Below are 22,771 nucleotides of genomic sequence, written 5' to 3' on the forward strand. Positions count from 1 at the left end.
CCCGAACCGAGGAGCCGCACGTGTCAACGCCACCTTCTGCTGCCGCAACCGCCCCCGCGGCCACGCCCGTTCTGGTCGAGCCGACGAAGAAGCGAGGCCCCGACGGGAGGGTCCAGGAGGTCTCCGTACCGAAGTTCGCACCGGTCGTGGAGCGCGGCTCGCTGGCCGAGATCCCCTTCGACAACGCCCGACAGGCCCCCTCGGATCCGGTGCTCAGCCGCAAGGACGCCGGGGGCGCGTGGCGGGACGTGACGGCCGCCGAGTTCGCCGCGCAAGTTCTGGCGGTGGCCAAGGGCCTGATGGCGGAGGGACTGCGGGCGGGGGACCGGGTCGCGATCATGGCCCGGACGACGTACGAGTGGACGTTGCTGGACTTCGCGTCCTGGGCGGCCGGCCTGGTGACGGTCCCCATCTACCCGACCTCCTCCGCGTTCCAGGCCCGCTGGATCCTCCAGAACTCGGGCGCGGTGGCGTGCGCGGTGGAGACGAAGGAGCAGGGCCGCCTGATCAGCCAGGAACGCAAGCAGCTCGGCGACCTGGCACATCTGTGGCAGTTCGACACGGGGGCCATCGGCCGGCTCAAGTCCCTCGGCAAGGACATCCCGGACGCGGCGGTCACGGCCCGCCGGACCTCCCTGGAACCGGACACCCCCGCCACCCTGATCTACACCTCGGGCACCACGGGCCGCCCGAAGGGCTGCGTCCTGACCCACGGCAACTTCTTCGCCGAGGTCGACAACGCGATCGAACTCCTCCACCCGGTCTTCAAGTCGGTCTCGAAGGACCCGGCCTCCACCCTCCTCTTCCTCCCCCTCTCGCACGTCTTCGGCCGCATGGTGGCGATCGGCTGCCTGCGGGCCAGGGTGCGCCTGGGCCACGCCCCGTCCATCCGGACGGAGGACCTCCTCGCCGACCTGGCCGGCTTCCGCCCCACCTTCCTCCTCGCCATCCCGTACGTCCTGGAGAAGGTCTACAACACGGGTCGGGCGACGGCCGAGAAGATGGGCCGGGCCTCCTCGTTCGACCGCGCGGCCCGCATGGCCCAGCGCTACGGCCAGGCGGTCGAGGCCGCCGAACACGGCACGGGCCCCGGCCCGGGTCTCGGCCTGCGCGCCGCCCGCGCCCTGTACGACCCGCTGGTCTACCGCCGTATCCGGGCGGCGCTCGGCGGGAGGGTCCGGTACGTGATCTGCGGCGGCTCCCCGCTCGGCCGCCGGCTCGCCGCGTTCTACGAGGGCGCGGGCATCGGCATCTTCGAGGGCTACGGACTCACCGAGACCACGGCCGCCCACACGGTGACCCCGCCCCTCAAACCCCGCCTGGGCACGGTTGGTTGGCCCCTGCCCGGGACGTCGGTGCGCATCGCGGAGGACGGCGAGGTGCTGCTGCGGGGCGACCAGGTCTTCCGGGGCTACTGGGACGGCGAGCGGGCGAAGGTGACCCCGGCGCTCCTGCCGGACGACTGGTTCCCGACGGGCGACCTGGGCGCGCTGGACGAGGACGGCTATCTGACGATCACGGGCCGCAAGAAGGACATCATCATCACGTCGGGCGGCAAGAACGTCACCCCCGCCCCGCTGGAGGACTGGCTGCGCGCCCACCCCCTGGTCAGCCAGTGCATGGTCGTCGGCGACAACCGCTCGTTCATCACCGCCCTGCTCACCCTGGAGCCGGACGGCCTCGAGCACTGGCGCCGGATGACCAGGAAGGAGGACATCCCGATGCGGGACCTGGTCCACGACGAGGACCTGCGCACGTCGCTCCAGAAGGCGGTCGACGAGGCCAACCGCCTGGTCTCGCGCGCGGAGTCGATCCGTGAGTTCACGGTCCTGCCGGTGGACTTCACGGAGGAGAAGGGTCACCTGACGCCGTCGCTGAAGCTGAAGCGGGACGCGATCGCGCGGGACTTCGCGGGGGAGATCGAGGCGTTGTACCGGAGGTGAGGGGAAACCAACGCCAGACGGGCGAGGGACGCGGGCAGGTGAGGGGCCCCGCCCGTCTCCATTCGCCTCACACTCGCTTCACGACCCTGGGGAGCTCGGGGGAGCGGGTGGCCACGGTCCGGACCAGCTCGCGGGTCATGGAGCAGAAGGGTTGCCGCTGTTCGGCGGCGCCGGAGCATGCGGGTGAGGCCATGCGGTCCGTAGCGCGGTGGCACCCCGATCCAACGGGTGTGAGGTGCCCGCGACCGTTGACGGACACGAACAAGGTTGTGAAGCGTGGGTTGCCCCTCGCATATCGTCTAGCGTTGCGCGGAGTAAATCAGGGCGAGCAGGACAAGTGCAGCGATGGTCAACTCCCGCACATCGGCGGGGCTCCATCCCCTAGATCCAAAAGCCTTCCAGCGCCCCGCGCAGTGCGCGATGGACCGACCTCTCACACAGAAGCAGTTCGCCGCGCTCCTGAGTCACGCGGCAGGGCAGACCTACCGAGGAAGGACTGCCGCGCACGCGCGAAGTTTGACGTACATGCTTCTCCCTCGTACGGGGGAGGTGGATGGCACCGTAGGTTGAGGCGCGGCGACGCACCCGTGGTGAGAATCGATCACATGCCGAGAGCGAATGTACTACCCAATGTGCCGCGCTGGGCCGTCCTCGCCGCCTACGCTGTACCGCTGGTCACTATGCCGTCGGCGTTGTGGCGGATCGCCCTGGTGGCCGGGCTCCCGGTGGCCTCGGATGCCGTCCGTACCGGGTGGGGCGCGCTGTACGTCCTGACGCTGACGGCGGTCTCCGAGGCGCTCGCCCTGCTGACGCTCGGTCTGGTGCAACCGTGGGGTGAGGTCGTGCCGCGCTGGATCCCTCTGATCGGCGGCCGTCCCGTGCGCCCGCTCGCGGCGGTGATATCGGCACTGCTGGGTGCGGGTGTGCTCTTCCTCCTGAGCATCGTGGTCGGAATCACCCAGTCACACAGCCTGGCTTCCGGCAGCCTTACGAACTCTGCGGCCCAGGAAGCTCTCCTCGTCGCCTGCTATGTACCGTTGCTGGCTTGGGCGCCGTTGCTGACGGTGTCGACGATCGCGTACTACCGGCGCCGGACGGCCGCGTCTCCCCTGTCCCGGCGCGTGCTCGAGCATCACTGAGGCGAAGCTTGCCAGGCCACTTCCCGGCCTGAGTACGTCATCACCCGCCCCTAGGGTCTGTCTTCAAAGGGTCATATCCACATCAGGAGTGACGCGATGGTGAGTGCCGCTTCGTAGGATTCTCGGGTTTTGTCGTAGCGGGTGGCGATGGCCCGGTACTGCTTCAACGCGTTGAAGCAGCGTTCGACGACGTTGCGCTGCTTGTAGCGCTCCTTGTCGAAAGCAGGCGGCCTGCCGCCGTTGCTGCCACGACGGCGGCGGTTCGCCTGCTGGTCCGAGCGTTCCGGGATCGTGTGCGGGATACGGCGTCTCCGCAGGTAGTTGCGTATGCGTCGGCTGCTGTATCCCTTGTCGCCCAGGAGATGGTCGGGCCGGTTGCGCGGTCGGCCCGGGCCCGGACGGCGAACCCTGATCTGCGCGAGAACCTGCTCGAACTGCGTGCAGTCGTTGATGTTGCCGCCCGTGACGACAAAGCCGAGCGGACGGCCGCGGCCGTCGCAGGCGAGGTGAATCTTGGTCGTCAGTCCGCCACGGGATCGTCCGAGGGCGTGAGTGCGTGCCGCTTCTGCAGGGCTTGCCCCTTTTTACGGGCGCCGGCCGCGTGCTGATGAGCGCGGGTGATCGTGGAGTCCACCGACACCAGCCAGTCAACATCCCCAGCCGCTTCCTTTTGAGCCTGAACGGCTTCAAGCATCCGCGTGAACGTGCCATCGAGCGCCCACCTGCGGAAACGTGTGTACAACGTCCGCCAGGACCCGTATCTCTCCGGCGCATCACGCCAGGCCGAACCGGTCCGAAGCTTCCACGCGATCCCGTTCAGAACCACCCGATCGTCCCGCCGGGGCCGCCCCGTGCCCGTTCGCGGAAGCAGCCCCGACAGGACGTCCCACTCTTCGTCTGAGAGCTCATGTCGCCGCACCATGCGTAACATGATGCCCCATCAACAAGCTTTGAAGACAGGCCCTAGGGGTGTCCGGCGGATCAGGGCCGGACACCCCCTAACGGCCAAGGCGCCTGCCATGATCGTCACCATGGGGACATACATCGCAACGGCCAGGGTGGCCGACTTCCATCAGGTCCTGACTGACCACCCCCGTTACTGGGGCGAACGCGACCTTCGGTCGCTGCACCTTCTTGCACTGGTGCAGGAGTTCGGTTCCACCTGCTTCGTTGCCCGAGCCGGAGACGGAATCCATGGGTACATCTTCGGGTTCGTCACCCCAGACGGCACCGGGTACGTGCATCTGATCGCCACGCGGGACGACGCCCGTGGCGCCGGTCTCGGGCGTCGTCTGTATACGGCGTTCGCCGAAGCAGCGGAACGTCACGGTGCACGGCAGTTGAAGGCGATCACCTCGATAGAGAACACGGGCTCCATCGCCTTCCACCGCAGCCTCGGCTTCAGCACGAAGATCGTCGACGACTACAACGGCCACGGCCAGGCTATGGCCGTCTTCCACCGAGATCTGCCGCTCAACGTCTCGTAGCCCTGCCCAACCAGCCGCCACTGGTTATCGCTTCCCAGGCCGTTGCTGAGTTTCGCCACGTGATGGCGCTGGGGCACGCGCCCCGACCCGCAGCGAAGGGCAACCGCGGCTGTGGCCACGAGGTACGGCAAGCTCGCGGTCCACTGCCGGGCGACAGTCCTCGTAGCGGCCTCGACGGCGGTCCCGACGCGGTGTTCGGGCGAGGGCCGCTCGGGCCTGTGGCGAGCTCAGGTGCGTGGGCCCGCGCCGTGCAGCAGGGTGTCGATGATGCGGGCGGCGAGAGTGTCGGTGCCGATGTCGCTGTCGTCCGGGCTTCCGCGCAGGGACTCCCCGAGGAGCGCGTAGTAGACCCGCCTCATCCAAAGGAGGTCGGCTGCCTCGTCGATGAGCTTGTCCGCCTGGGCCCGTTCCAGCACGGTGATGCAGCGTCGGCCGATGTCCTCGTGGAGGGCGGCCGCTTCGCTGCCGGGATCGGCCGGCAGCTCCAGGGCGAACGCCCACGCGCCCTTCACCTCAAGCACATTGGCCGTGATCCGGTGCAATGCCACCAGGGGAGGGGCGGTGTCCGGCCGGCCGTCCTCCACGGCTTGGACGAGCTGGCGGGCGGCCGACGAAGCCAGGGCATCGATCAGTGCCTGCCGATGGGCGAACCGCCGGTGGATCGTTGTCCTGGCCACCCCCGCCGCAGTCGCGATCTGCTCCATGGACGCGCCGGGATCAGAGGAGAGCACGCGTTCGGCCGCCTCCAGGATCGCGCGCACGCTGCGCTCCGCGTCCGCACGCAACGGCCGTGCCGCTGTCTCACTCATGGCGCCTCCCGCTGCTCGTCTGCTTGACCGTCGAAACGATACACCGATGGTCCATCTCGAAAGTAACTGCAACTTGTCTGTTGCGGTTAAGTCGGATGTCGGTACTCTTCTGTCTCAGTTGCTCGTCGAGTGAAGGAGATCTCCCGTGCACAGCACAGCGCTCATCACCGGTGCCTCATCCGGACTCGGGGCGGAGTTCGCGGCCCAGCTCGCAGCCAGAGGACACGATCTGATCCTGGTGTCGCGTTCCGAGGACAGGCTCACCGCCCTCGCCGAGCGCCTCGCCGCGGAGCACGGCATCCGCGCCCACGTCCTGGCCCAGGACCTCTCGGACCCCGACGCGGCCCGCCAGATCGCCGACCGTCTCACCGCCCGGGGCCTGAGCGTCGACCTGCTCATCAACAACGCCGGATTCGGCACGTGCGGTCGCTTCGAGGACATCGCCGCGGACCGTGACCACGACCAGCTGATGGTCAACGTCGTCGCGCTCGTCGACCTCACCCACGCATTGCTCCCCGGCATGCTGGAGCGCGGCGCGGGCGCAGTTCTGAACGTCGCTTCCACCGCGGGCTTCCAGCCCTCCCCGTACTTCGCCGTCTATAGCGCGGCCAAGGGCTTCGTCCTGAACTTCGGGCTCGCCCTGCGCCAGGAGTACCGCGGGCGCGGCATTCGCGTGCTCACTCTGTGCCCCGGCCCGGTCGACACCCCCTTCTTCGAGGCCATCGGCACCCGCAGGGCGGCCGTCAACGGCTCGATGACCACGCCGGAGCCCGTTGTACGCGCCGCTCTCCGCGCACTCGACCGCGACCGCGGGTACGTCACCCCCGGGCTCGCCAATGCCCTGGCCGCGCATCTGCTGCCGCGCCGGCCGCGCACCCTGGTCGCCGCCATTGCCGAGCGCGTGACCCGTAAGGTCCTCAGCCCCGCGGGCACCGCCCCGCAGCCGACGGAGTACGCGGCATGAGTTCCTCCACCGTTCCGGCCGCGGGCGCCGCCGCCGCGATGCTGCTGGTCGGCACCTCGACGGCCGTCTCCGCGACGATCGCCGACTACCCCGTCCTCAGCGGGCAGGCCCTGCGCTACGCGCTCGCCGCGGCCATCCTCCTCGCCGTGGTACGCCACCGCCGTCTACCTCGCGCCGGCCTGACCCCCCGTGACGTCCTGCTCCTTCTGGCCCTGGCTGCCACCGGGCTGGCGGGCTTCAACATCTTCCTGGTCGAAGCCACACGGCACGCGAGCCCCGCCATGATCGGCACTGTGGTCGGAGCGATCCCCATCGTTCTCGCGCTCGTCGGGCCGCTGACGGAACGCCGCCGGCCGGCCGCGCGCACTGTCGGCGCCGCAGTGGTCGTGACCCTGGGCGCCGCCGTCGCCGCAGGGCTCGGCGGCGGCAGTCTGCACGGGGTGCTGCTGTCGCTGGGAGCGCTTGTCGGCGAGGTCGCCTTCTCGCTGCTCGCTCTTCCTCTGCTGCCCAAACTCGGCCCCCTGAGGGTCGCCGCCTATCCCGCGGCGCTGGCCGTGCCCATGCTGCTGGCCGCCGGCATCGCCCTGGACGGTACGAACTCCCTTCGCCTGCCCACCCCCACCGAGGCGGCCGCCTTCGGCTACCTCGGGGTACTCGTCACAGCCACTGCCTTCATCCTCTGGTACGCCGCGCTGCGCCGACTGGGCGCCGCACGTGCCGGACTCTTCGCCGGACTCGTCCCGGTGGGTGCGCTGATCACCACGGTCGCACTCGGGCTCGGCGAGGTGAGCCTCGCAGATGTCGCCGGCGCCCTGCTCGTCACCGCAGGCGTCCTGATCGGTCTGCGGCAGCCTGCGGTGACCGACGCTGCGGGGCGGGGCCGGGTGGCCGTCCTGTCCGGCAGTCCCGAACCGAGGACGAGCGGCGGTGGCCTGCCGCCGGTCCAGCGGGGGAGCCGGTGCCGGTGACCAGCCGATGGCGATCTCCCAACGAGTGCGGACCCTGTCGAGTGGACCGAGTGCGTGCAGGGCGTGGTTGATGACTCGGCCGGAGCTCAGCGCTTCGTCCTCGGCCAGGACCCGGACGGCTCGCGCGGAGGTGGGTGCGGTCCGCGTGAGGGAGGAGCGTAGCCCGTTGGCCTACTGAGGTTTTCAACGTGGGGTTGGTTTTACGGTCCGCAGGCTCACTCGCAAATCCTCCGCGGTCGCCGAGGTCTTCTCACCCGCCGCGAACCGCTGCCCGGCCTGAAGCCGGATCCCCTCACACCGAACCCCAGCCGCCCCACGGTCAGGTCTCCGCCGATACGGAAGGTCGTCGTCGATGGCGTGCTCGACGTGCTCGGCATGTGCGGCATGTTCGCTGAGATCCCCTTGTTCGGATGGCCTCGACAAACTAGCCGCCCGTGCCGTGCGGAGGAGGGGATTCAGGGTGTTCCCGGGCCCTGGAGGAGCTGGAGGTAGTTGCCCACCGGGTCCACGATCGTGGAGAAGAACCAGCCGTCCCCGGTGTCCTCGACCGGCCGCACCCAGGTCACCCCGAGCGTGTTGAGGTGTTTCTCGGCCGCCCGGATGTCGCGCACGGTGAGGTTGATCAGCTGTCGGCCCGGCTCGACGGCCTTGTCCGCCACGTCGTCCCGTTCGTCGAACCCGATGATCGCCCCGGGGCCGACGATCAGGAAGTGCTCCGCCCAGCGGGCGCCCAGGGGTTCCAGTGCGGCGCGGTACCAGGCGATCAGGGCGGCGGAGTCGGTGCTGCCGATGATGACGCCGAGGCCTGTGATGCCCCCGGTGCCGGTGCCGGTGCCGGTGCCGGTGCCGGTACCGGGGGTGGTGGTGCCGGTACCGGTGGTGGTGCCGGGAATGTCGCTGCTGTCGTCGGTGGAAGCCGTCATGGTTGGTCTCCTTGCTCTGTCGATCGTGCGTGCCCGTGTGCCGTGTGCCTGCCGGGCCGCCCCGGTCGGTCGATCTGTCTTCTGCCTACCATTTCTGACCGCCGGCGGCCGTGAAACTCATCGACATCCACCACCGAGGCGCCCCGAGGTACCCCCACCCCGTGTCTGATGATGCGTCAGGTATGACGATGGCGGCCGTCGCCCCCGCGCCTTCCGGATCGCCCGCCGGCTGCGCGCGGGCGGGGTCGGCGTCAACGCGGTCGGGCGGAACATGGAGGCCCCGTTCGGCGGGTTCAAGAAGAGCGGGATGGGGCGGGACGGGGGCTCGTACGCGCTGCACGCCTACGGCGAGACGCAGGCGATCGTCTGGTCCGGTTGAGAGCTTCTCCACGGGGCGCGGGAAAATTTTGAATCATCACAAAACGGACCGTGCTGCGATTACCGTACGTCGTCACGCCTGGCTGAGTGGCATGCATTGCAAGGCTTCATGCGGATGTGACCTTGAATTGATGGGGCATTCTTGGGGAGTTGGCTGATATATCCAAGGGTGAGACGTTGGAGTCTCACACTCCGGATGTGGATATCGCAGCGCATAGCGTCCTCCCCATGACTCAGCTGGACGCGCGGCCACGGGCCGGAGACACGGTACGGGGAAGCGCCCCGGCCGACGGTGGTGACGGCCGCGGTGGCGTACGGGGCAAGGGGCTCGGCGGGAACTCCGTCGGCCTCATGGGCAGCGCCGTCATCGGCGTCTCCACCGTCGCCCCCGTCTACTGCCTGACCTCCACCCTCGGCTCCACCGCCGGAGAGGTCGGCGTGCAGATGCCCGCCGTCTTCCTGGCAGGGTTCCTGCCGATGCTGCTCGTGGCCTTCGCCTACCGCGAGCTGAACCGGGCGATGCCGGACTGCGGCACCTCCTTCACCTGGACGGTGAAGGCGTTCGGCCCCCGCGTCGGCTGGATGTGCGGCTGGGGCCTGGTCATCGCGACGATCATCGTGCTGTCCAACCTGGCGGGCGTCGCCACCTCGTACTTCTGGCTGCTCGCGGGGGAGGTCACCGGCAGCGCGTCGGTCGCCGCCCTGGACGACAGCAAGCCGGTCCACATCCTCACCTGCCTGGTCCTCATCGCCGTCGCCACCGCCATCAGCTACCGGGGCATGACCGCCACCAAGGGCATCCAGTACGCCCTGGTCGGGCTCCAGTTGGTCGTCCTCGCCGTGTTCGTGACGATGGCCCTGAGCAAGGCGGGCAGCGGCGGACCGGACTTCGCCTCCTCGCTCGACTTCTCCTGGTCCTGGCTGAACCCCTTCGCCGTCCAGTCCTTCGCGGCCTTCACCGCCGGGCTGTCCCTCTCGATCTTCATGTTCTGGGGCTGGGACGCCTGCCTGACCGCCAACGAGGAGACCACCGGCAGCGAGAAGACCCCCGGCCGCGCGGCCCTCATCGCGATGGTCGTCCTGGTCGGCTCCTACCTCGCCACCGGCACCGCCGCGCAGATGGCCGTCGGTTCCGGCACCTCCGGGCTCGGCCTCGCCAACCCGGACACCTCCGACAACGTCTTCGCCGCCCTCGCCGGACCGGTCATGGGCCCCGGCCTCGGCGTCCTGCTCTTCCTCGCGGTCCTCGCCTCGGCCGCCGCCAGCCTCCAGACCACGTTCATCCCGGTGGCCCGCACGGTCCTCGCGATGTCCGCGTACGAGGCGATGCCGGCCTCGTACGCCAAGGTCCACCCCCGCTTCAAGACGCCCGGCCGGGCGACGATCACGGCGGGCATCGGCACCGGCGTCTTCTACACCGTGATGACCCTGGTCAGCGAGCACGTCCTGGTCGACACCATCTACGCGCTCGGCCTCATGATCTGCTTCTACTACGCGCTGACCGCCTTCGCCTGCGCCTGGTACTTCCGCGCCGAACTGACCCGCTCCGCCCGGGACCTCGTCTTCAAGGGCCTCTTCCCGCTGCTCGGCGGAGCCCTGCTCGCCGCCGTCTTCGCCAAGACCCTCTACGACATGTGGGACCCGGCGTACGGCTCCGGATCCTCGGTCCTCGGCGTCGGATCGGTGTTCGTCATCGGGGTGGGGCTGCTGCTCCTCGGCGTCGTGCTGATGGTCGCGATGGAGCGCCGCAGCCCGGCCTTCTTCCGGGGCGAGATCCTGACGAAGGAGACCCCGGCCCTCGTCGTCGAGGACTGATCCCGTCGGGCCGTGCGGGGGCCCGTACGCTGACGCCATGACGCGACGTTCGATGGGGCACTGGCTCCAGGTGGTCGGCATCGCCCACGGCGCCATCGGTGCGGTGATCTACCGCGACGTGCTCGCCGAGCTGGGGCGGGACGTGGTCGACTCCGTGCCCGACCGGGGCGACCGTGCCGCCGCCTTCTGGTTCATGGCCGCCGCCCCCACCCTGTGGCTGGGCGGCCGGCTGCTGTGCTCGGCGGAGGAGCACGACGACATCCCGGCCCAGCGCGCGGCGGGCATCGCCCTGGCCGCCGTCGGCGTGGTCGGCACGGTGGCCATGCCGAAGAGCGGGTTCCCGAGCCTGGTGGGGATCGGCGGTGTCCTGCTGCGCAGGTCGCTGCGGTCCGGCGGCGCGTAGGCGCTGTAGGCGCGTACGGCGAGCGTCGCCGAAGCTGCCGGAACCCCGGGGCCGGAACCCCTGGGGCCGGGGCTCCGGCGTTGAAGAGTCCGGGGTCTACGGCCGCCAGTAACCCAGCGCGTTCACCCGGTCCTTGGGCAGCCCCAGCTCCTTGCGGAGGTACGCCGACAGGGTCCGGGTGGTCGCCGTGTCGCAGGCGACCCAGACGTACGCGTCCGTGCGGTCCTCGCCCAGCAGCTCCGGCAGGGCCGCCTTCACCTCGGAGACGAGATGCGCGCCCGCCTCCCGGCGCTCCACGTGGTGCAGGGTGTGGTGGGCCCCGTCGAGGCGGAACGGCAGCTTCCGGTCCTCCTCGTGCGCGGTCTCGAACCAGATCGTCGCAGGGGTCGACGGGACCGCGTCCAGCAGGGAGTTGATCGCCGGCAGCGCCGCCGCGTCACCGATCACGAAGAGCCGCGAGGGTGCCGGGTCGGGCAGGGCGAAGCCGGTGCCCTGGAGCGTCGCGTCGATCGTCTCGCCGATCCCGACGGTCTTCGCCCAGTCGCAGGCAGGGCCCTCGTGCAGGGCGAATTCCAGACTGAACGTGCCCGTCTCCGGGTCGGGGTCGACCAGGGTGTAGGCGCGCTGATGGGGTTTGCCGTCCTTCTCGAACCACAGCCGCACCCACATCGTCGGGTGCGCCCCGCCCGTCGCGGCGAGCAGCCCGCCGTCGGTCATGTGCACCCGGTGGAAACGGTCCGTGACCTGTTCCGCGCCGGTCACCGTGAACGTGAAGTCACGCCCCCTGAACAGTTTGAGAACGACGCCTTCCCAGCCATGCCCCACGGTGTCTCCTGCCTCGCCCCGGTGCCCCGGCCCACTGCCCAAAAGGTCACTTTAGGTTAGGCTAACCTAAATTTCGACAGCTGGGGAGTGGCTGAAAACCACCGGATGCAGGGGATGGGCGAAACGATGACGACCGGCGTCGACAGCGAGAGACCGGGTGCGGGCGCGGGGGCTCGGTCCGAGGCGCCCCAGGCCGAGGGCCAAGCGGCCCGGGGGGACTTCGAGGTCTTCCGCGACGACTGGGGGATACCGCACCTGCGGGCCGCCGACGCCCTCGCGCTGGCCCGCGCCCAGGGGTACGTCACCGCCCTCGACCGGGCCTGGCAACTGGAGACCGAGCGGCACCGGTTGCTCGGTACCAGCGCCTCCGGCCTCGGTGCGGAAGCCGTCGACTGGGACCGGTTCGTCCGGCGGGCCCGGCTCGCCGACACCGCCCGCCGCTGCTTCGACCGCCTCGCGCCGGAGACCGCCGCCTGGGTGGCGGCGTACGTCGACGGCGTCAACGACGGCCTCGCCGAAGGGGCCTCCCACGCACCCGAGTTCGCCGCGGTGGGCCTCGTCCCGGGCCGCTGGGAGCCCTGGACCCCGCTCGGCGTCTGGCTCTCCACGCACATCCTGTTCGCGGGCTTCCCGACCAAACTCTGGCGCGAAGAGGTCGCCCGTCGGCTCGGCGACGACCGGATGACCCTCTTCGCGACCGACGGCCCCGGCACCGCCGGCAGCAACGGCTGGCTGCTCACCGGCGCCCGCACCGCCAGCGGGGCCCCGCTCCTCGCGGGCGACCCGCACCGCTTCATCGAGGCCCCCGGCGTCTACCAGCAGATCCGGCTCGCCTGCCCCGAGTTCGACGTCGTCGGCCTCGCGGTCCCTGGCATCCCCGGCATCGCCCACTTCGGGCACGGCGGTGGCGTCGCCTGGGCGATCACCAACGCCATGGCCGACTACCAGGACCTCTACCGGGAGCAGTTGCGCCGCACCCCGGACGGCGGGGTGGAGGCGCTCGGCCCGGACGGCTGGCGCCGGGCCCACGCCCACACCGAGACGATCGAGGTGGCGGGGGCGGACCCGGAGACGGTCGAGGTGATCGAGACGGACCGGGGGCCGGTGATCATCGGCGGCCCGGGCGGTGGCCTGGGCGGCGGCCCGGATGGCAGCCCGGAGGGCGGCGTTCACGGTGGCCCGGACGGAACCCTGGGCGGCGGCCCGGACGGCGGCCCGGACGGCGGCTCGGACGGCGGCCCGGATGGCGGCCCGGAGGGCGGCGTTCACGGTGGCCCGGACGGAACCCCCGGCGGCAGCCCGGATGGTGACCCGGACGGGACCCCCGCCGGCAGCCCGGACGGTGTCCCGGACGCCGACGCCTCCGCCCAGGGCCTCTCCGTCAGCCTCCGCCACCCGCCTCGCGTCACCGGCGAGTTGGGTTTCGACGCGCTGCCCGCACTGCTCCGGGCCCGTACGGTCGCCGACCTCGACGCCGCCCTCGACCGCTGGGTCGAACCCGTCAACGTGGTCCTGGCCGCCGACACCGCCGGGGGCGCCCTGCACCGGGTCGCCGGACACGTCCCGGTGCGCCCGGACGTCAACCGGCTGCGGGTCGTCCCGGCCGAGGACCCCGTGTACGCCTGGCGCGAGGGTGAGGCCGTCCCCCTGCCCCGTACCGAAGCGGTCGGCCCCGGCGGGATCGCCGTGATGGCCAACGAGCGCGGCCTCGCCGCCCCGCTCGGGGTGGAGTTCGCGCCCCCGCACCGGGCCCGCCGCATCCGGGAGCTGCTCGGCGCGCGCACCGACTGGTCGTCCGCCGCCCTGGCCGCCGTCCACACCGACACCCGCCTTGCCTCGTCCCGGCCCCTGCTGTCCCTGCTCGCGTGGGCCCCCGGCCTCGGGCCCGCCGCCGAGCGACTCCGGGACCGGCTGCTGCGCTGGGACCGGCACATGGACGCGGACAGCGCCGACGCGACGCTCTACGCCCGCCTCCGCACCGACGTCGTCCACCGGTTGTCCTGCCACCCCGCGCTGAAGGGCGTCACGGGCGCGGACGACCCGTGGCGCTCGGCCGCGTACCCGGCGCTCTTCCGCCCCTGGCTCGCCGCCGTCCCCCGGATCGGCTACGCCCTGGAGAGCCTGCTCACCGTCGGACTCCTGCCGTACGAGGACCGGTTGGCGCTGGTCGCGGCCTCGGCCGAGGCCGTCGCCGCCGCGGCCGAGGAGACTCCGCCCGGCCCCTGGGGCGAGCAGCACCGGCTGTCCCCTGGCAGGCCCTGCCAGACCTCACGCCCGACGACGAGGCGTCCCGGCCGGGGCTCGCGGGCGACCACGACTGCGTGCTGTCCACCTCCGCCGTCCCCGGCGTCACCGACCTGTTCGCCCGGGGCCCGGCCGCCCGTTACGTCTGGGACCTGGCCCGCCGCGAGGACAGCCGGTGGGTCGTCCCGTTCGGCGCGTCCGGAGTCCCCGGATCCGCCCACCACCGCGACCAGACGCCCCTGTGGTCGACGGGCGCGCTCATCCCGGTCGTCACGGACTGGAACCTGCTGCACCCGACGACCCGCCACCCGGAGGAGCCCCCCGCCATGACCACCACCGCCACCGCCACCGCCACCGCCGACCCCACCGTCCCGGCCCTCCGCGCGGCCGTCCACGAGCAGAAGGTCGAGGGCTTCGGAACGGTCCGCCTGGTCCCCGTCGACCCCGCGGCCGACCTGGACCTGCTGCACGGCTGGGTCACCGAGGAGCGGGCCCGCTTCTGGGGCATGGGCGGCCACACCCGCGAGCAGGTGCGGGAGATCTACGAGTTCGTCGGCTCGCTCGCCACGCACCACGCCTACCTCGCCCTGCGCGACGGGGTCCCGGTCGCGCTCTTCCAGACGTACGAGCCGGACGCCGACCCGGTCGGCGAGTGCTACGACGTACGGCCCGGCGACTTCGGCATCCACCTGCTGATCGCACCCGCCGAGGGCGAGGGGCCGGTGACCGGGTACACGGACGCCCTCCTCACCGCGTTCATCGGCTTCGTCTTCGGCGACCCGACCCGCCTGCGGGTCGTCGTCGAGCCCGACGCCCGCAACGAGAAGGCCCTCGCCCGGATGGTCCGGGCCGGCTTCGAGCTGGGCCCGGAGATCGAGAAGCCGGAGAAGACGGCCCGGCTCGCGTTCCTGACGAGGGAGGCCGCGCTGCGACTCGCGTAGCGCGGAGGGGCCTGAGGCGCCGGGCCCGCGGGGTCCGATCCCAAGGGAAGACCCTGGCGCGGGCACGTCCTCGGGCGCCCGGTCCGCCCCGCGCCTAAGGCGCCGGGTCCGACCCGTCCGGATGCAACGCGCCGCCCGGCCGGAACAGCCGCTTGGCCACCGGGTGCCCGGCCTCCGCCGCCATCCGGAACCACGGCTCCGCCGCCACCGGCCCCTCGCGCTGCTCGACCAGGCGGCCCAGCTCCCACATCGACTCCACGTCACCGGCCTTCACCGCCTGCCGCAGCAGCCGCTCTGCCATGTCGGGGCGCCCCTCGGCGCGCGCGGTCAGGGCGAGCGCCCGCAGCCCCCGCACGGCCCGGGCGTCCCCGGCCGCGGCCGCCGCCGCGAGCTTCGCCGGATCGACGGGGCGGCGCGAACGGCTCCGGAACAGCAGCAGGATCCCGAGCACCCACATGATCCAGCTCAGGCTGACCAGCGTGCCGTTGCCGGTGACGACCCCGGTCAGGCTCAGCGCGCCGCCCGCCGGCAACAGGAAGTACCCCAGCCCCGGCCCCAGCCCCGGTCCTCGTCCCGGTCCCACTCCCGGCCCCATCGCAACTCCTCTCCGTCCGCTCCCGACGCACACGGACGACGGTCTCGGATTTCCTTCTCGTACGGCATACCTTGGCCCTTCGCACGCATGACGCGCTGACGGACGACGGAGGTGTTCTCGATGCGGATCTCCACAACGATCTTCCTCACCGACGAGACGGTGACCCCGGTCAGGCTCGCCCGCGAGCTGGAGCAGCGCGGGTTCGGCGGGCTGTACCTGCCCGAGCACACGCACATCCCGGTGATCCGCGGCACGCCGTACCCGATGGGCGGGGAGCTGCCCCGGGAGTACGGCCGCACCCTGGACCCGTTCGTCGCCCTCGGCCAGGCCGCCGCCGTCACCGAGCGCCTCGCCCTGGGCACCGGCATCACCCTGGTCGCCCAGCACGACCCGATCGACCTGGCCAAACAGGCGGCCACCCTGGACCACCTCTCCGGCGGCCGGTTCACCCTCGGTGTCGGCTACGGCTGGAACGTCGAGGAGGCGGCCGACCACGGGGTCGAGTGGTCCACGCGCCGGGAGCTCGCGCGGGACCGGATGGCCCTGATGCGGGCCCTGTGGGCGGACGAGCCGACCGGGTACGAGGGCGCGTTCGGGTCGGTGCGGGCGAGCGAGGCGCACCCCAAGCCCGCCCAGCGGCCGCGCGGCCCGGTCAACGGCCCGCGCACCCTGATCGGCGGCGGGGCGGGCCCGAAGCTGTTCGCGCACATCGCGGAGTACGCGGACGGCTGGCTGCCCATCGGCGGCGGCGGCCTCACCGAGTCGCTGCCGAAGCTGCGGGCGGCCTGGGAGGAGGCCGGGCGCGACCCGAAGGACCTCCAGGTGGTGCCGTACGCGGTGCTGCCCAGCCCGGGGAAGCTCGCCCACTACGCGGAGCTGGGCATCGAGGAGGTCGTGCTCCAGCTGCCCCCGGCGGACGCACCGGAGGTCCTGCGGACGCTGGACGACTACGCCGCGTATCTCTGACGCGTACGCGACTACGCCGGGTGTCTCTGACGTCCACGCGACTACGCCGCGTGTCTCTGACGCCCACGCGACTACGCCGGGTACTTCCGGCGGTCACGCCGCGTACCGTCGAGGAGAGGCGCCCGGGGTCGCCGGTGCAACCGGGCGCGCCCACAGGGCATCCTTGTTCATCGGGGAACGCATACGCGGGCCCGGTCGGCGGGCGCCCCGCCGTCCAGACCGGAGCCCGCCCGGGTGGGGAGTGGAATGAACAGGCCGTTGCGGCACATAGCCATCTTCTGCGGGCTGCTGGTGCTGGCCCTGCTGCTGCGGGCCAACTGGCTCCAGCACGTCGACCGCCAGGAGCTGGCCCAGCACGAGAACAACGCCCGCGTGCGGTTCGAACGGTTCGCCACTCCGCGCGGAGACATCATCGTCGGCGGCAAGGCGATCACCGGATCGAAGGAGACCGAGAGCCGGGACTACGCGTTCCTCCGGACCAACAAGGACGGGGCGATGTACGCGCCCGTCACCGGGTACGCCTCCCAGTCCCGGGGCACCTCGCTGCTGGAGCGGACCTACGACAGCGTCCTCAGCGGCCAGGACGACCGGTTCGCCTTCCGGCACGCCAAGGACATCCTGACGGGGCAGCCCCGGCGCGGCGGCGACGTGATCACGACGATCGACGCCAAGGCGCAGAAGGCGGCCTACAAGGGCCTCACCGACCTGGGCGCCCGGGGCGCGGTGGTCGCCCTGGATCCGCGCACCGGCAAGGTGCTGTCCCTGGTCTCCACGCCCTCGTACGACCCCGAGACCTTCGCCGGGATCTCCTTCAAGGAGAGCGACCGCTTCACGGCGCTGGAGAAGAAGAAGGGCAAGCCGCTGGCCAACCGCCCGCTGCGCGAGACCTACCCGCCCGGCTCCACCTTCAAGATCCTCACGGCCGCTGCGGCGCTGGAGCACGGCGTGGTCACGGACGTGGACGCCAAGACGGACGCGGTCTCGCCGTATCCCCTCCCGCTCTCCACCAACAAGATCGGCAGCGAGGCGGGCGACGCGGTGTGCAACAAGGCGTCGATGAAGACCGCCATGCAGTACTCCTGCAACAACGTCTTCCTCGACGCGGCGTCCGAACTGGGCGAGGACCGGATGCGGGAGACGGCGGAGAAGTTCGGCTTCAACGAGGACGTGTACGCGGAGGAGTTCGGCGACATGCTCGCCACGAAGAGCCTCTACCCGCAGAAGCTCGACAAGCCCGGTACCGCCCTCACCGGCATGGGCCAGGGCAGCCTCACCAGCACCCCGATGCAGATGGCGATGGTCACGGCGGCCCTCGCCAACGACGGCAAGCTGATGCAGCCCTACATCGTCGACGAGCTGCGCGGCCCGGACCTCTCCACGCTGGAGAAGAACGAGCCGATGGAGATGAGCCAGGCCGTCTCGTCCGAGACGGCGAAGAAGGTCCAGGAGATGATGGAGTACACCGCGAAGGAGGGCAGCGCCCAGCGCGCCCTGATCGACGGTGTGACGGTCGGCGGCAAGACGGGCACCGCCCAGCGCGGCGTGAACGTCCGCGACGAGGTCCCGTACGGCTGGTTCGTCAGCTACGGCAAGAAGGACGACGGCCGTTCGGTCGCGGTCGCCGTGTTCATCGACCCGACGGACATGGACATCTCCCGCTCCGACATCTCGGGCGGCCGGCTCGGCGCCCCGATCGCGAAGAGCGTGATGCAGGCGGTGCTGGGGGACTGAGACCCCCGGGCCTCACGTTTCAGGGCGGACCAGGGACCGGCTCGGCGGCTCCGAATTGACATGTCGTCGGGTCGCTCAGCTGTGCGATCATCATGTGCCCGCCCCTTCACGGGACGGGCACATTTCGCTGTGTTCAGAGGCCCGCCGAACGAGCTGTCCGCGGAGACCCGGAGCACATCCTTCACCGCTCCGGGGGGAACGGACCCATGCCACCACGTCTGTGTACGGCCGCGAGATCCGCTGCGTACAGCGCACTTCTGCTCACGCTCACCGTTCTGGTCACGCTGCTGGCCCCGGTGGGGGCGGCGCGCGCGAGCACCGCCACCGCCACGACCGCCGCTCCGGCCGCCGCCGAGGACTGCCCGTCCTTCGCGCTCTCCGCGTACGGTGAGGCCGCGCCCGAGGGGAACACGCTCACCCTCCCCGCCGAGGGGACCGCCTGCTTCACCTTCACCGTCGCGAAGCCGGGCCTGCACCGCCTCCTGGAGTCGGGCACCGGAAGCCACAACGTGTACACCACGGTCTACGACGGCGAGGAGCAGGTCGACTGCTACGACCCGCAGTGGGGCGAGGGCTGGTGCCGTCTCGAGCGCACCGGCACGTACACGCTGCGGCTGCTCAACAACTGGGCTGACACCAGCGAGTTCACCTTCGGCCTGGTCCCGGTCGGCACGGACGAGGGCTGCGCCGCCCCGATCCCGACCGGTTGGGACAGCCCGCCCCTCGTGGCCCTGGCCGCGGGGCCGACGGCCGTGCAGTGCGTGCGGATCGAGGCGAAGCCGGGTGAGCGGCTCACCGACAAAATCACCACCACGAGGTACGGGCACGGCCTCTCCTGGATCACCGACGAGACCGGCGCCCGGATCTGCCCGCACTTCAACGAGGACGACAGCGAGGGCTGCGTCCTCCCGGGCGACGGCCCCTACCGCGTCCTGTCCCACGTCAGGGAGTCGGAGGGCGGCTTCCCGGCCGAGTACACGCTGAAGGTCCGCCGGACCTCCGACCCGGCCGGCTGCGCCCGGATCCCGGTCAACGCCTACAACTCCGCGCCCACCACCGTGACTCCGGCCACCGGCTGCAAGACGTTCACGGCGGCCCACGCCGGCCCCCACGAGGTCTACGCGGTCGACACCTCCCGTACCAAGCTCACGGTCTACGACCGCGCCGGCAAGACCGTCTGCAACACCTGGGACGGGTGCGTTCTCCCCGCGGCCGGTGACTACACGGTCTACACCGACCAGGCCACCCTCATCCTCGACCGCGCGTCGGCCGTCGGCTGCGTACCGGCCGGAATGGGTCTGTACCGGTCCGATTTCGCCTCGGCGGGGGAGATCGACTGCGTCTCCCTGGACCTTCCCACCGGGGCCCGGATGGCCGTGCTGAAGTCCCTCGGCGGGCCGGGCCCGCACCCCGGGACGACGGTGTACGACGCCGACGGCGCGTACCAGTGCGAGGGGTCCGCCCTCACCTCCGGCACCTGCGAGCTGGACGGCAGGGCGCCCTTCCGGCTGCACGTCTCCACCGACGACGAAGCCCCGGCGACCGGCGCCTACGCCCTCGCGCTGCACCGCACCGACGCCGCCTCCGGCTGCCCGGCCTTCCCGGCCGGCGACTTCACCGCACAGAGCCCCGCCGCCCGGATCACCACCGGCGACGGAGTCTTCTCGCAGTGCCTGAGCATCCCCGCAGACGCGCACAGCGGGCGGGAGAACCTCCAGTTGCAGGCAGCGCCGGGGCAGACGCTGACAGCCGCGTTCACGGTGCTGGACGAGAAGGGCGTCCAGGCCTGCTCGGTCTACCCCTCGACCAGCACGTGGACCACCTGCGAGCTGAAGCCCGGCGCCGCGTACACCGTGCTGTTCACGGGCCGGGACAGCAAGACCACCTACACGCTGACCCGCAGGGACGTCACCGCCACCGCGAAGGGCTGCACGCCCAACCCGGCGGTCCGGGCCGGCGGACCCTCCTCGGGCGGCGCGATGGGCGCACCCGGTGAGCTGCGCTGCCGCCGCATCACGACCACCGATGCCAAGGACACCGTGCACGTCGATGTGCGCGACGCCCTGGGATCCGCGAACGTGGTGGTGTACGGCGCGAACGGCGAGGCCCTGTGCAACCGGAACCAGGCGTGCGCGGTCACCGGTTCCACCAGCTACCAGGTCCTGGTCACCGTGCGCGCCGGGCTGAAGGCCGCGCCCGACTACCGGTTCGACGCCGTGCGCATCGCCACCGCGGCCGGCCCCGCCGAGGGATGCGTCGCGGTGCCCAACGTCAGTTACGGGTACGGCCCCGTGACCGGCACCCTCGACGAGGCTCACAGCACCTTCTGCGCGGCGCTGCCGACCGCCTACCGCGACCGCTTCGACATGAAGATCAGCGACACCGACGGCGCCGAGACGACGGCGGTCCCCTCGCTGTACGACGCCAGCCTCAACAACGGCTGCATGAAGTACATCCCCACCGGCTACAAGTGCGCCGTGGACGAGCCCTACACCAAGGACCCCACCCCCAGCACCCTGGTCCTGTCGCTCCCGGAGACCGCCGCGAAGACCTCGTACTCGGCGGAGGCCGTCTGCTCCGGCATCCGCTGCGGCGCGGAGGCGGTCACCATCGGGACGGTCGCCCCGACCACCGGCGCTGCCGGCGGCAAGGCGACGGTGACGCTCACGGGGACGGCCCTGCACAAGGACGACGTCGTCCGACTCGCCCTCAGCGGCAAGGCGGTGGAGTCGACGACCACCGCCGTCTCCGCCGACCGCAGGACGCTCACGGCGGTCCTCGACCTGACCGGCGCCGCGACCGGCGTCTGGAGCGTCTCCGTCATCACGCACAACGGCGTCGAGCACCCGCGGGGTTCGTTCACCGTCACGCCCGCGCGGCTCGCCTCCACCCGGCCGCCGGTGATCACCGGGGCGGCCAAGGTCGGCGCGACGCTGAGCGCGAGCACCGGTTCCTGGACGGTGCCGCCGTCCTCGTACGCGTACCAGTGGAAGGCGGACGGTGCGGCGGTCCCCGGCGCGACGGCCGCCACGTACGCCGTGCCCGCGACGCTGCTCGGCAAGAAGATCACCGTCACCGTCACCGCCCGCCGCACCGGCGACCCGGACGCCCAGGGGACCTCGGCGGCCGTCACGGTCGCCAGGGGCGACGCCCCGAAGGCCACGGTCGCGCCGGTCGTCTCCGGCACCGCCAAGGTCGGCGCGACGGTCGGGGTCGGCCGCGGCGCGTGGACGCCGAAGCCCTCCTCGTGGGCCTACCAGTGGAAGGCGAACGGCGCGGCGATCTCCGGTGCGACGGCCGCCACGTACGCCGTGCCCGCGACGCTGCTCGGCAAGAAGCTCACCGTCACCGTCACCGCCCGACTGGCCGGGCACGCCGACGGCGGCGCGACGAGCGCGGCGGTCACGGTCGCCAAGGGCGCCGCCCCGAAGGCGAAGACCGCGCCGGTGATCTCCGGCAAGGCCAAGGTGGGGACCACCCTCACCGTCGGCCGGGGCGCATGGACGCCAAAGCCGTCGTCGTACACCTACCAGTGGTACGCCAACGGCAAGGCCATCTCCGGGGCCACCGCCACCAAGCTGCGGCTCAAGGCGGCCCAGCAGGGCCGGACGATCACGGTGAAGGTCACCGCGCGTCTCACCGGCCACGCCAGTGGGTCGGCGGTCAGCAAGGCGACGAAGGCGGTCGTCTAGATGTACTGACCTCCAGCGGCCTCCCACCGGACACCCGGTGGGAGGCCGCTGGAGGTTCCCGGGCCGGGCACCGCGCGCACGCCGACCCCCGGGCCCGATCGGCGAGGCGTCCCTCTAGCGCACCGCCCGCAGCGTCCTCGGCCGCTCCGCCCGCGGCTCCTCGTCCCCGGCCGGGTCCGCCGGGAGCGCCAGGCCCACCAGCTCCGTCAGCGCGTCGACGCGGAAGTCCGCCGTCTTCACCACGTCGGGGTGCTCCGCCCACCAGTGCCCGTACGGCCCCCGCCGCAGGTGCGCCGTCCGCATCCCCGCCGCCGCGGCCGGGAACAGGTCCTCCGCCGGGTGGTCGCCCACGTACAGCGTCGCCTCCGGGGCCGCGCCCGCCACCTCGGCCACCCGCGCGAAGAACTGGGGGTCCGGCTTCCGGACGCCCCACTCGTCCGAGGTGACCACCAGATCGACGGGCAGGTCCAGGCCCCGCAGCAGCTCCCCGGCCCGGACCGTGCCGTTGCCCGCCACCACGACCCGGATACCCGCGGCCCGCAGCTCGCCCAACGCGGGCCGGACGTCCTGGTAGAGGTCCGACTCGTCGAGGTGCTCTCCGCGCCCGGCGGCGGCCCGCGCGCGGTAGGCCTCCTCGACGTCCATGTCGGGCCGCAGGACGCGCAGCGCGTCCGTGGCCTCGCGGCCCTGGGCGACGGCCGCGCCCACCAGCGCACTGAGCGTGTGCGGTGGTACGCCGAGCCAGTTGGCCCAGGACGCCCAGTGCCGGTCGTCGCGTACGAGGGTTTCGCCGATGTCGAGGACGATCGTTTCCATCACCGTTCCGACACTAGGCGTGAGGGCGCCGTCGGCGGGGTCTCATCCGGGTGAGTCGGCCCGCACGAGTGACCATGTGCACGACCGGGGGGCGTGACCACGAGCACCCCCGCGGGCCCGTCGCGATCGGCG

Annotated in this window: 15 protein-coding genes and 3 pseudogenes; 12 read left to right on the top strand and 6 right to left on the bottom strand. The window is 71.6% G+C overall.

What is annotated here, in order from left to right:
* Positions 1–20: 20 nt before the first annotated feature.
* Both AC3CH1_RS08645 and AC3CH1_RS08650 read left to right on the top strand, forming a co-directional pair.
* Positions 21–1,943 carry an AMP-dependent synthetase/ligase gene (locus tag AC3CH1_RS08645; protein ID WP_488462368.1) on the top strand — a complete coding sequence of 641 codons (1,923 nt, stop codon included), beginning with the start codon at positions 21–23 and terminating at the stop codon, positions 1,941–1,943.
* A 590-nt stretch (positions 1,944–2,533) separates the two neighbouring features.
* Positions 2,534–3,082, top strand: a complete 549-nt coding sequence (locus tag AC3CH1_RS08650; RefSeq protein ID WP_488462369.1) for a hypothetical protein — start codon at positions 2,534–2,536, stop codon at positions 3,080–3,082.
* Positions 3,083–3,153: 71 nt separating this feature from the next.
* Here AC3CH1_RS08650 and AC3CH1_RS08655 read toward each other — a convergent pair.
* Positions 3,154–4,004: pseudogene (locus AC3CH1_RS08655) on the bottom strand (IS5 family transposase).
* 97 nt (positions 4,005–4,101) lie between these two features.
* Here AC3CH1_RS08655 and AC3CH1_RS08660 point away from each other — a divergent pair.
* Complete coding sequence (locus AC3CH1_RS08660) at positions 4,102–4,569, top strand: GNAT family N-acetyltransferase (RefSeq protein ID WP_488462370.1); 468 nt, start codon at positions 4,102–4,104, stop codon at positions 4,567–4,569.
* Positions 4,570–4,796: 227 nt separating this feature from the next.
* On the opposite strand, the gene AC3CH1_RS08665 is transcribed toward AC3CH1_RS08660, so the two are convergent.
* Positions 4,797–5,378, bottom strand: coding sequence for a TetR/AcrR family transcriptional regulator (locus AC3CH1_RS08665; protein ID WP_488462371.1), 582 nt, complete (start codon positions 5,376–5,378; stop codon positions 4,797–4,799).
* A gap of 145 nt (positions 5,379–5,523) precedes the next feature.
* Here AC3CH1_RS08665 and AC3CH1_RS08670 point away from each other — a divergent pair, with 145 nt between their 5' ends.
* Both AC3CH1_RS08670 and AC3CH1_RS08675 read left to right on the top strand, forming a co-directional pair.
* Positions 5,524–6,342, top strand: coding sequence for an SDR family NAD(P)-dependent oxidoreductase (locus AC3CH1_RS08670; RefSeq protein WP_488462372.1), 819 nt, complete (start codon positions 5,524–5,526; stop codon positions 6,340–6,342).
* On the top strand, positions 6,339–7,310 hold the full coding sequence (locus tag AC3CH1_RS08675; RefSeq protein ID WP_488462373.1) for a DMT family transporter: 972 nt from the start codon (positions 6,339–6,341) through the stop codon (positions 7,308–7,310). The genes AC3CH1_RS08670 and AC3CH1_RS08675 overlap by 4 nt, the downstream gene beginning before the upstream one ends.
* A gap of 455 nt (positions 7,311–7,765) precedes the next feature.
* Here AC3CH1_RS08675 and AC3CH1_RS08680 read toward each other — a convergent pair whose 3' ends face one another.
* Positions 7,766–8,233: a VOC family protein gene (locus AC3CH1_RS08680; protein WP_488462374.1), complete on the bottom strand. Its 468-nt coding sequence runs from the start codon at positions 8,231–8,233 to the stop codon at positions 7,766–7,768.
* A 199-nt stretch (positions 8,234–8,432) separates the two neighbouring features.
* Here AC3CH1_RS08680 and AC3CH1_RS08685 point away from each other — a divergent pair.
* The 3 genes and pseudogenes from AC3CH1_RS08685 to AC3CH1_RS08695 all read left to right on the top strand — a co-directional run.
* A pseudogene (locus tag AC3CH1_RS08685) lies at positions 8,433–8,612 on the top strand (aldehyde dehydrogenase family protein); the annotation flags it as partial.
* A gap of 227 nt (positions 8,613–8,839) precedes the next feature.
* On the top strand, positions 8,840–10,426 hold the full coding sequence (locus AC3CH1_RS08690; protein WP_488462375.1) for an APC family permease: 1,587 nt from the start codon (positions 8,840–8,842) through the stop codon (positions 10,424–10,426).
* A 37-nt stretch (positions 10,427–10,463) separates the two neighbouring features.
* On the top strand, positions 10,464–10,829 hold the full coding sequence (locus tag AC3CH1_RS08695) for a DUF6463 family protein (RefSeq protein ID WP_488462376.1): 366 nt from the start codon (positions 10,464–10,466) through the stop codon (positions 10,827–10,829).
* Positions 10,830–10,925: 96 nt separating this feature from the next.
* On the opposite strand, the gene AC3CH1_RS08700 is transcribed toward AC3CH1_RS08695, so the two are convergent.
* Positions 10,926–11,654 carry a siderophore-interacting protein gene (locus AC3CH1_RS08700; protein WP_488462377.1) on the bottom strand — a complete coding sequence of 243 codons (729 nt, stop codon included), beginning with the start codon at positions 11,652–11,654 and terminating at the stop codon, positions 10,926–10,928.
* A 126-nt stretch (positions 11,655–11,780) separates the two neighbouring features.
* On the opposite strand from AC3CH1_RS08700, the pseudogene AC3CH1_RS08705 reads away from it, so the two are divergent.
* Positions 11,781–14,839: pseudogene (locus AC3CH1_RS08705) on the top strand (GNAT family N-acetyltransferase).
* Positions 14,840–14,933: 94 nt separating this feature from the next.
* On the opposite strand, the gene AC3CH1_RS08710 reads toward AC3CH1_RS08705, so the two are convergent.
* Positions 14,934–15,434 carry a sel1 repeat family protein gene (locus AC3CH1_RS08710; RefSeq protein ID WP_488462378.1) on the bottom strand — a complete coding sequence of 167 codons (501 nt, stop codon included), beginning with the start codon at positions 15,432–15,434 and terminating at the stop codon, positions 14,934–14,936.
* 120 nt (positions 15,435–15,554) lie between these two features.
* On the opposite strand from AC3CH1_RS08710, the gene AC3CH1_RS08715 reads away from it, so the two are divergent.
* The 3 genes from AC3CH1_RS08715 to AC3CH1_RS08725 all read left to right on the top strand — a co-directional run bounded on the left by AC3CH1_RS08715 (position 15,555) and on the right by AC3CH1_RS08725 (position 21,823).
* Positions 15,555–16,400, top strand: coding sequence for an LLM class F420-dependent oxidoreductase (locus tag AC3CH1_RS08715; protein WP_488462379.1), 846 nt, complete (start codon positions 15,555–15,557; stop codon positions 16,398–16,400).
* A gap of 246 nt (positions 16,401–16,646) precedes the next feature.
* Positions 16,647–18,131: a peptidoglycan D,D-transpeptidase FtsI family protein gene (locus AC3CH1_RS08720; protein ID WP_488462380.1), complete on the top strand. Its 1,485-nt coding sequence runs from the start codon at positions 16,647–16,649 to the stop codon at positions 18,129–18,131.
* 206 nt (positions 18,132–18,337) lie between these two features.
* A complete protein-coding gene (locus tag AC3CH1_RS08725; RefSeq protein ID WP_488462381.1) occupies positions 18,338–21,823 on the top strand; it encodes a hypothetical protein in 3,486 nt (1,161 codons plus the stop codon).
* A gap of 114 nt (positions 21,824–21,937) precedes the next feature.
* Here AC3CH1_RS08725 and AC3CH1_RS08730 read toward each other — a convergent pair whose 3' ends face one another.
* Positions 21,938–22,639, bottom strand: a complete 702-nt coding sequence (locus tag AC3CH1_RS08730) for an HAD family hydrolase (RefSeq protein WP_488462469.1) — start codon at positions 22,637–22,639, stop codon at positions 21,938–21,940.
* Between the last annotated feature and the right edge of the window lie 132 nt (positions 22,640–22,771).

This window comes from Streptomyces sp. MGP-P1 (genome assembly GCF_057766565.1).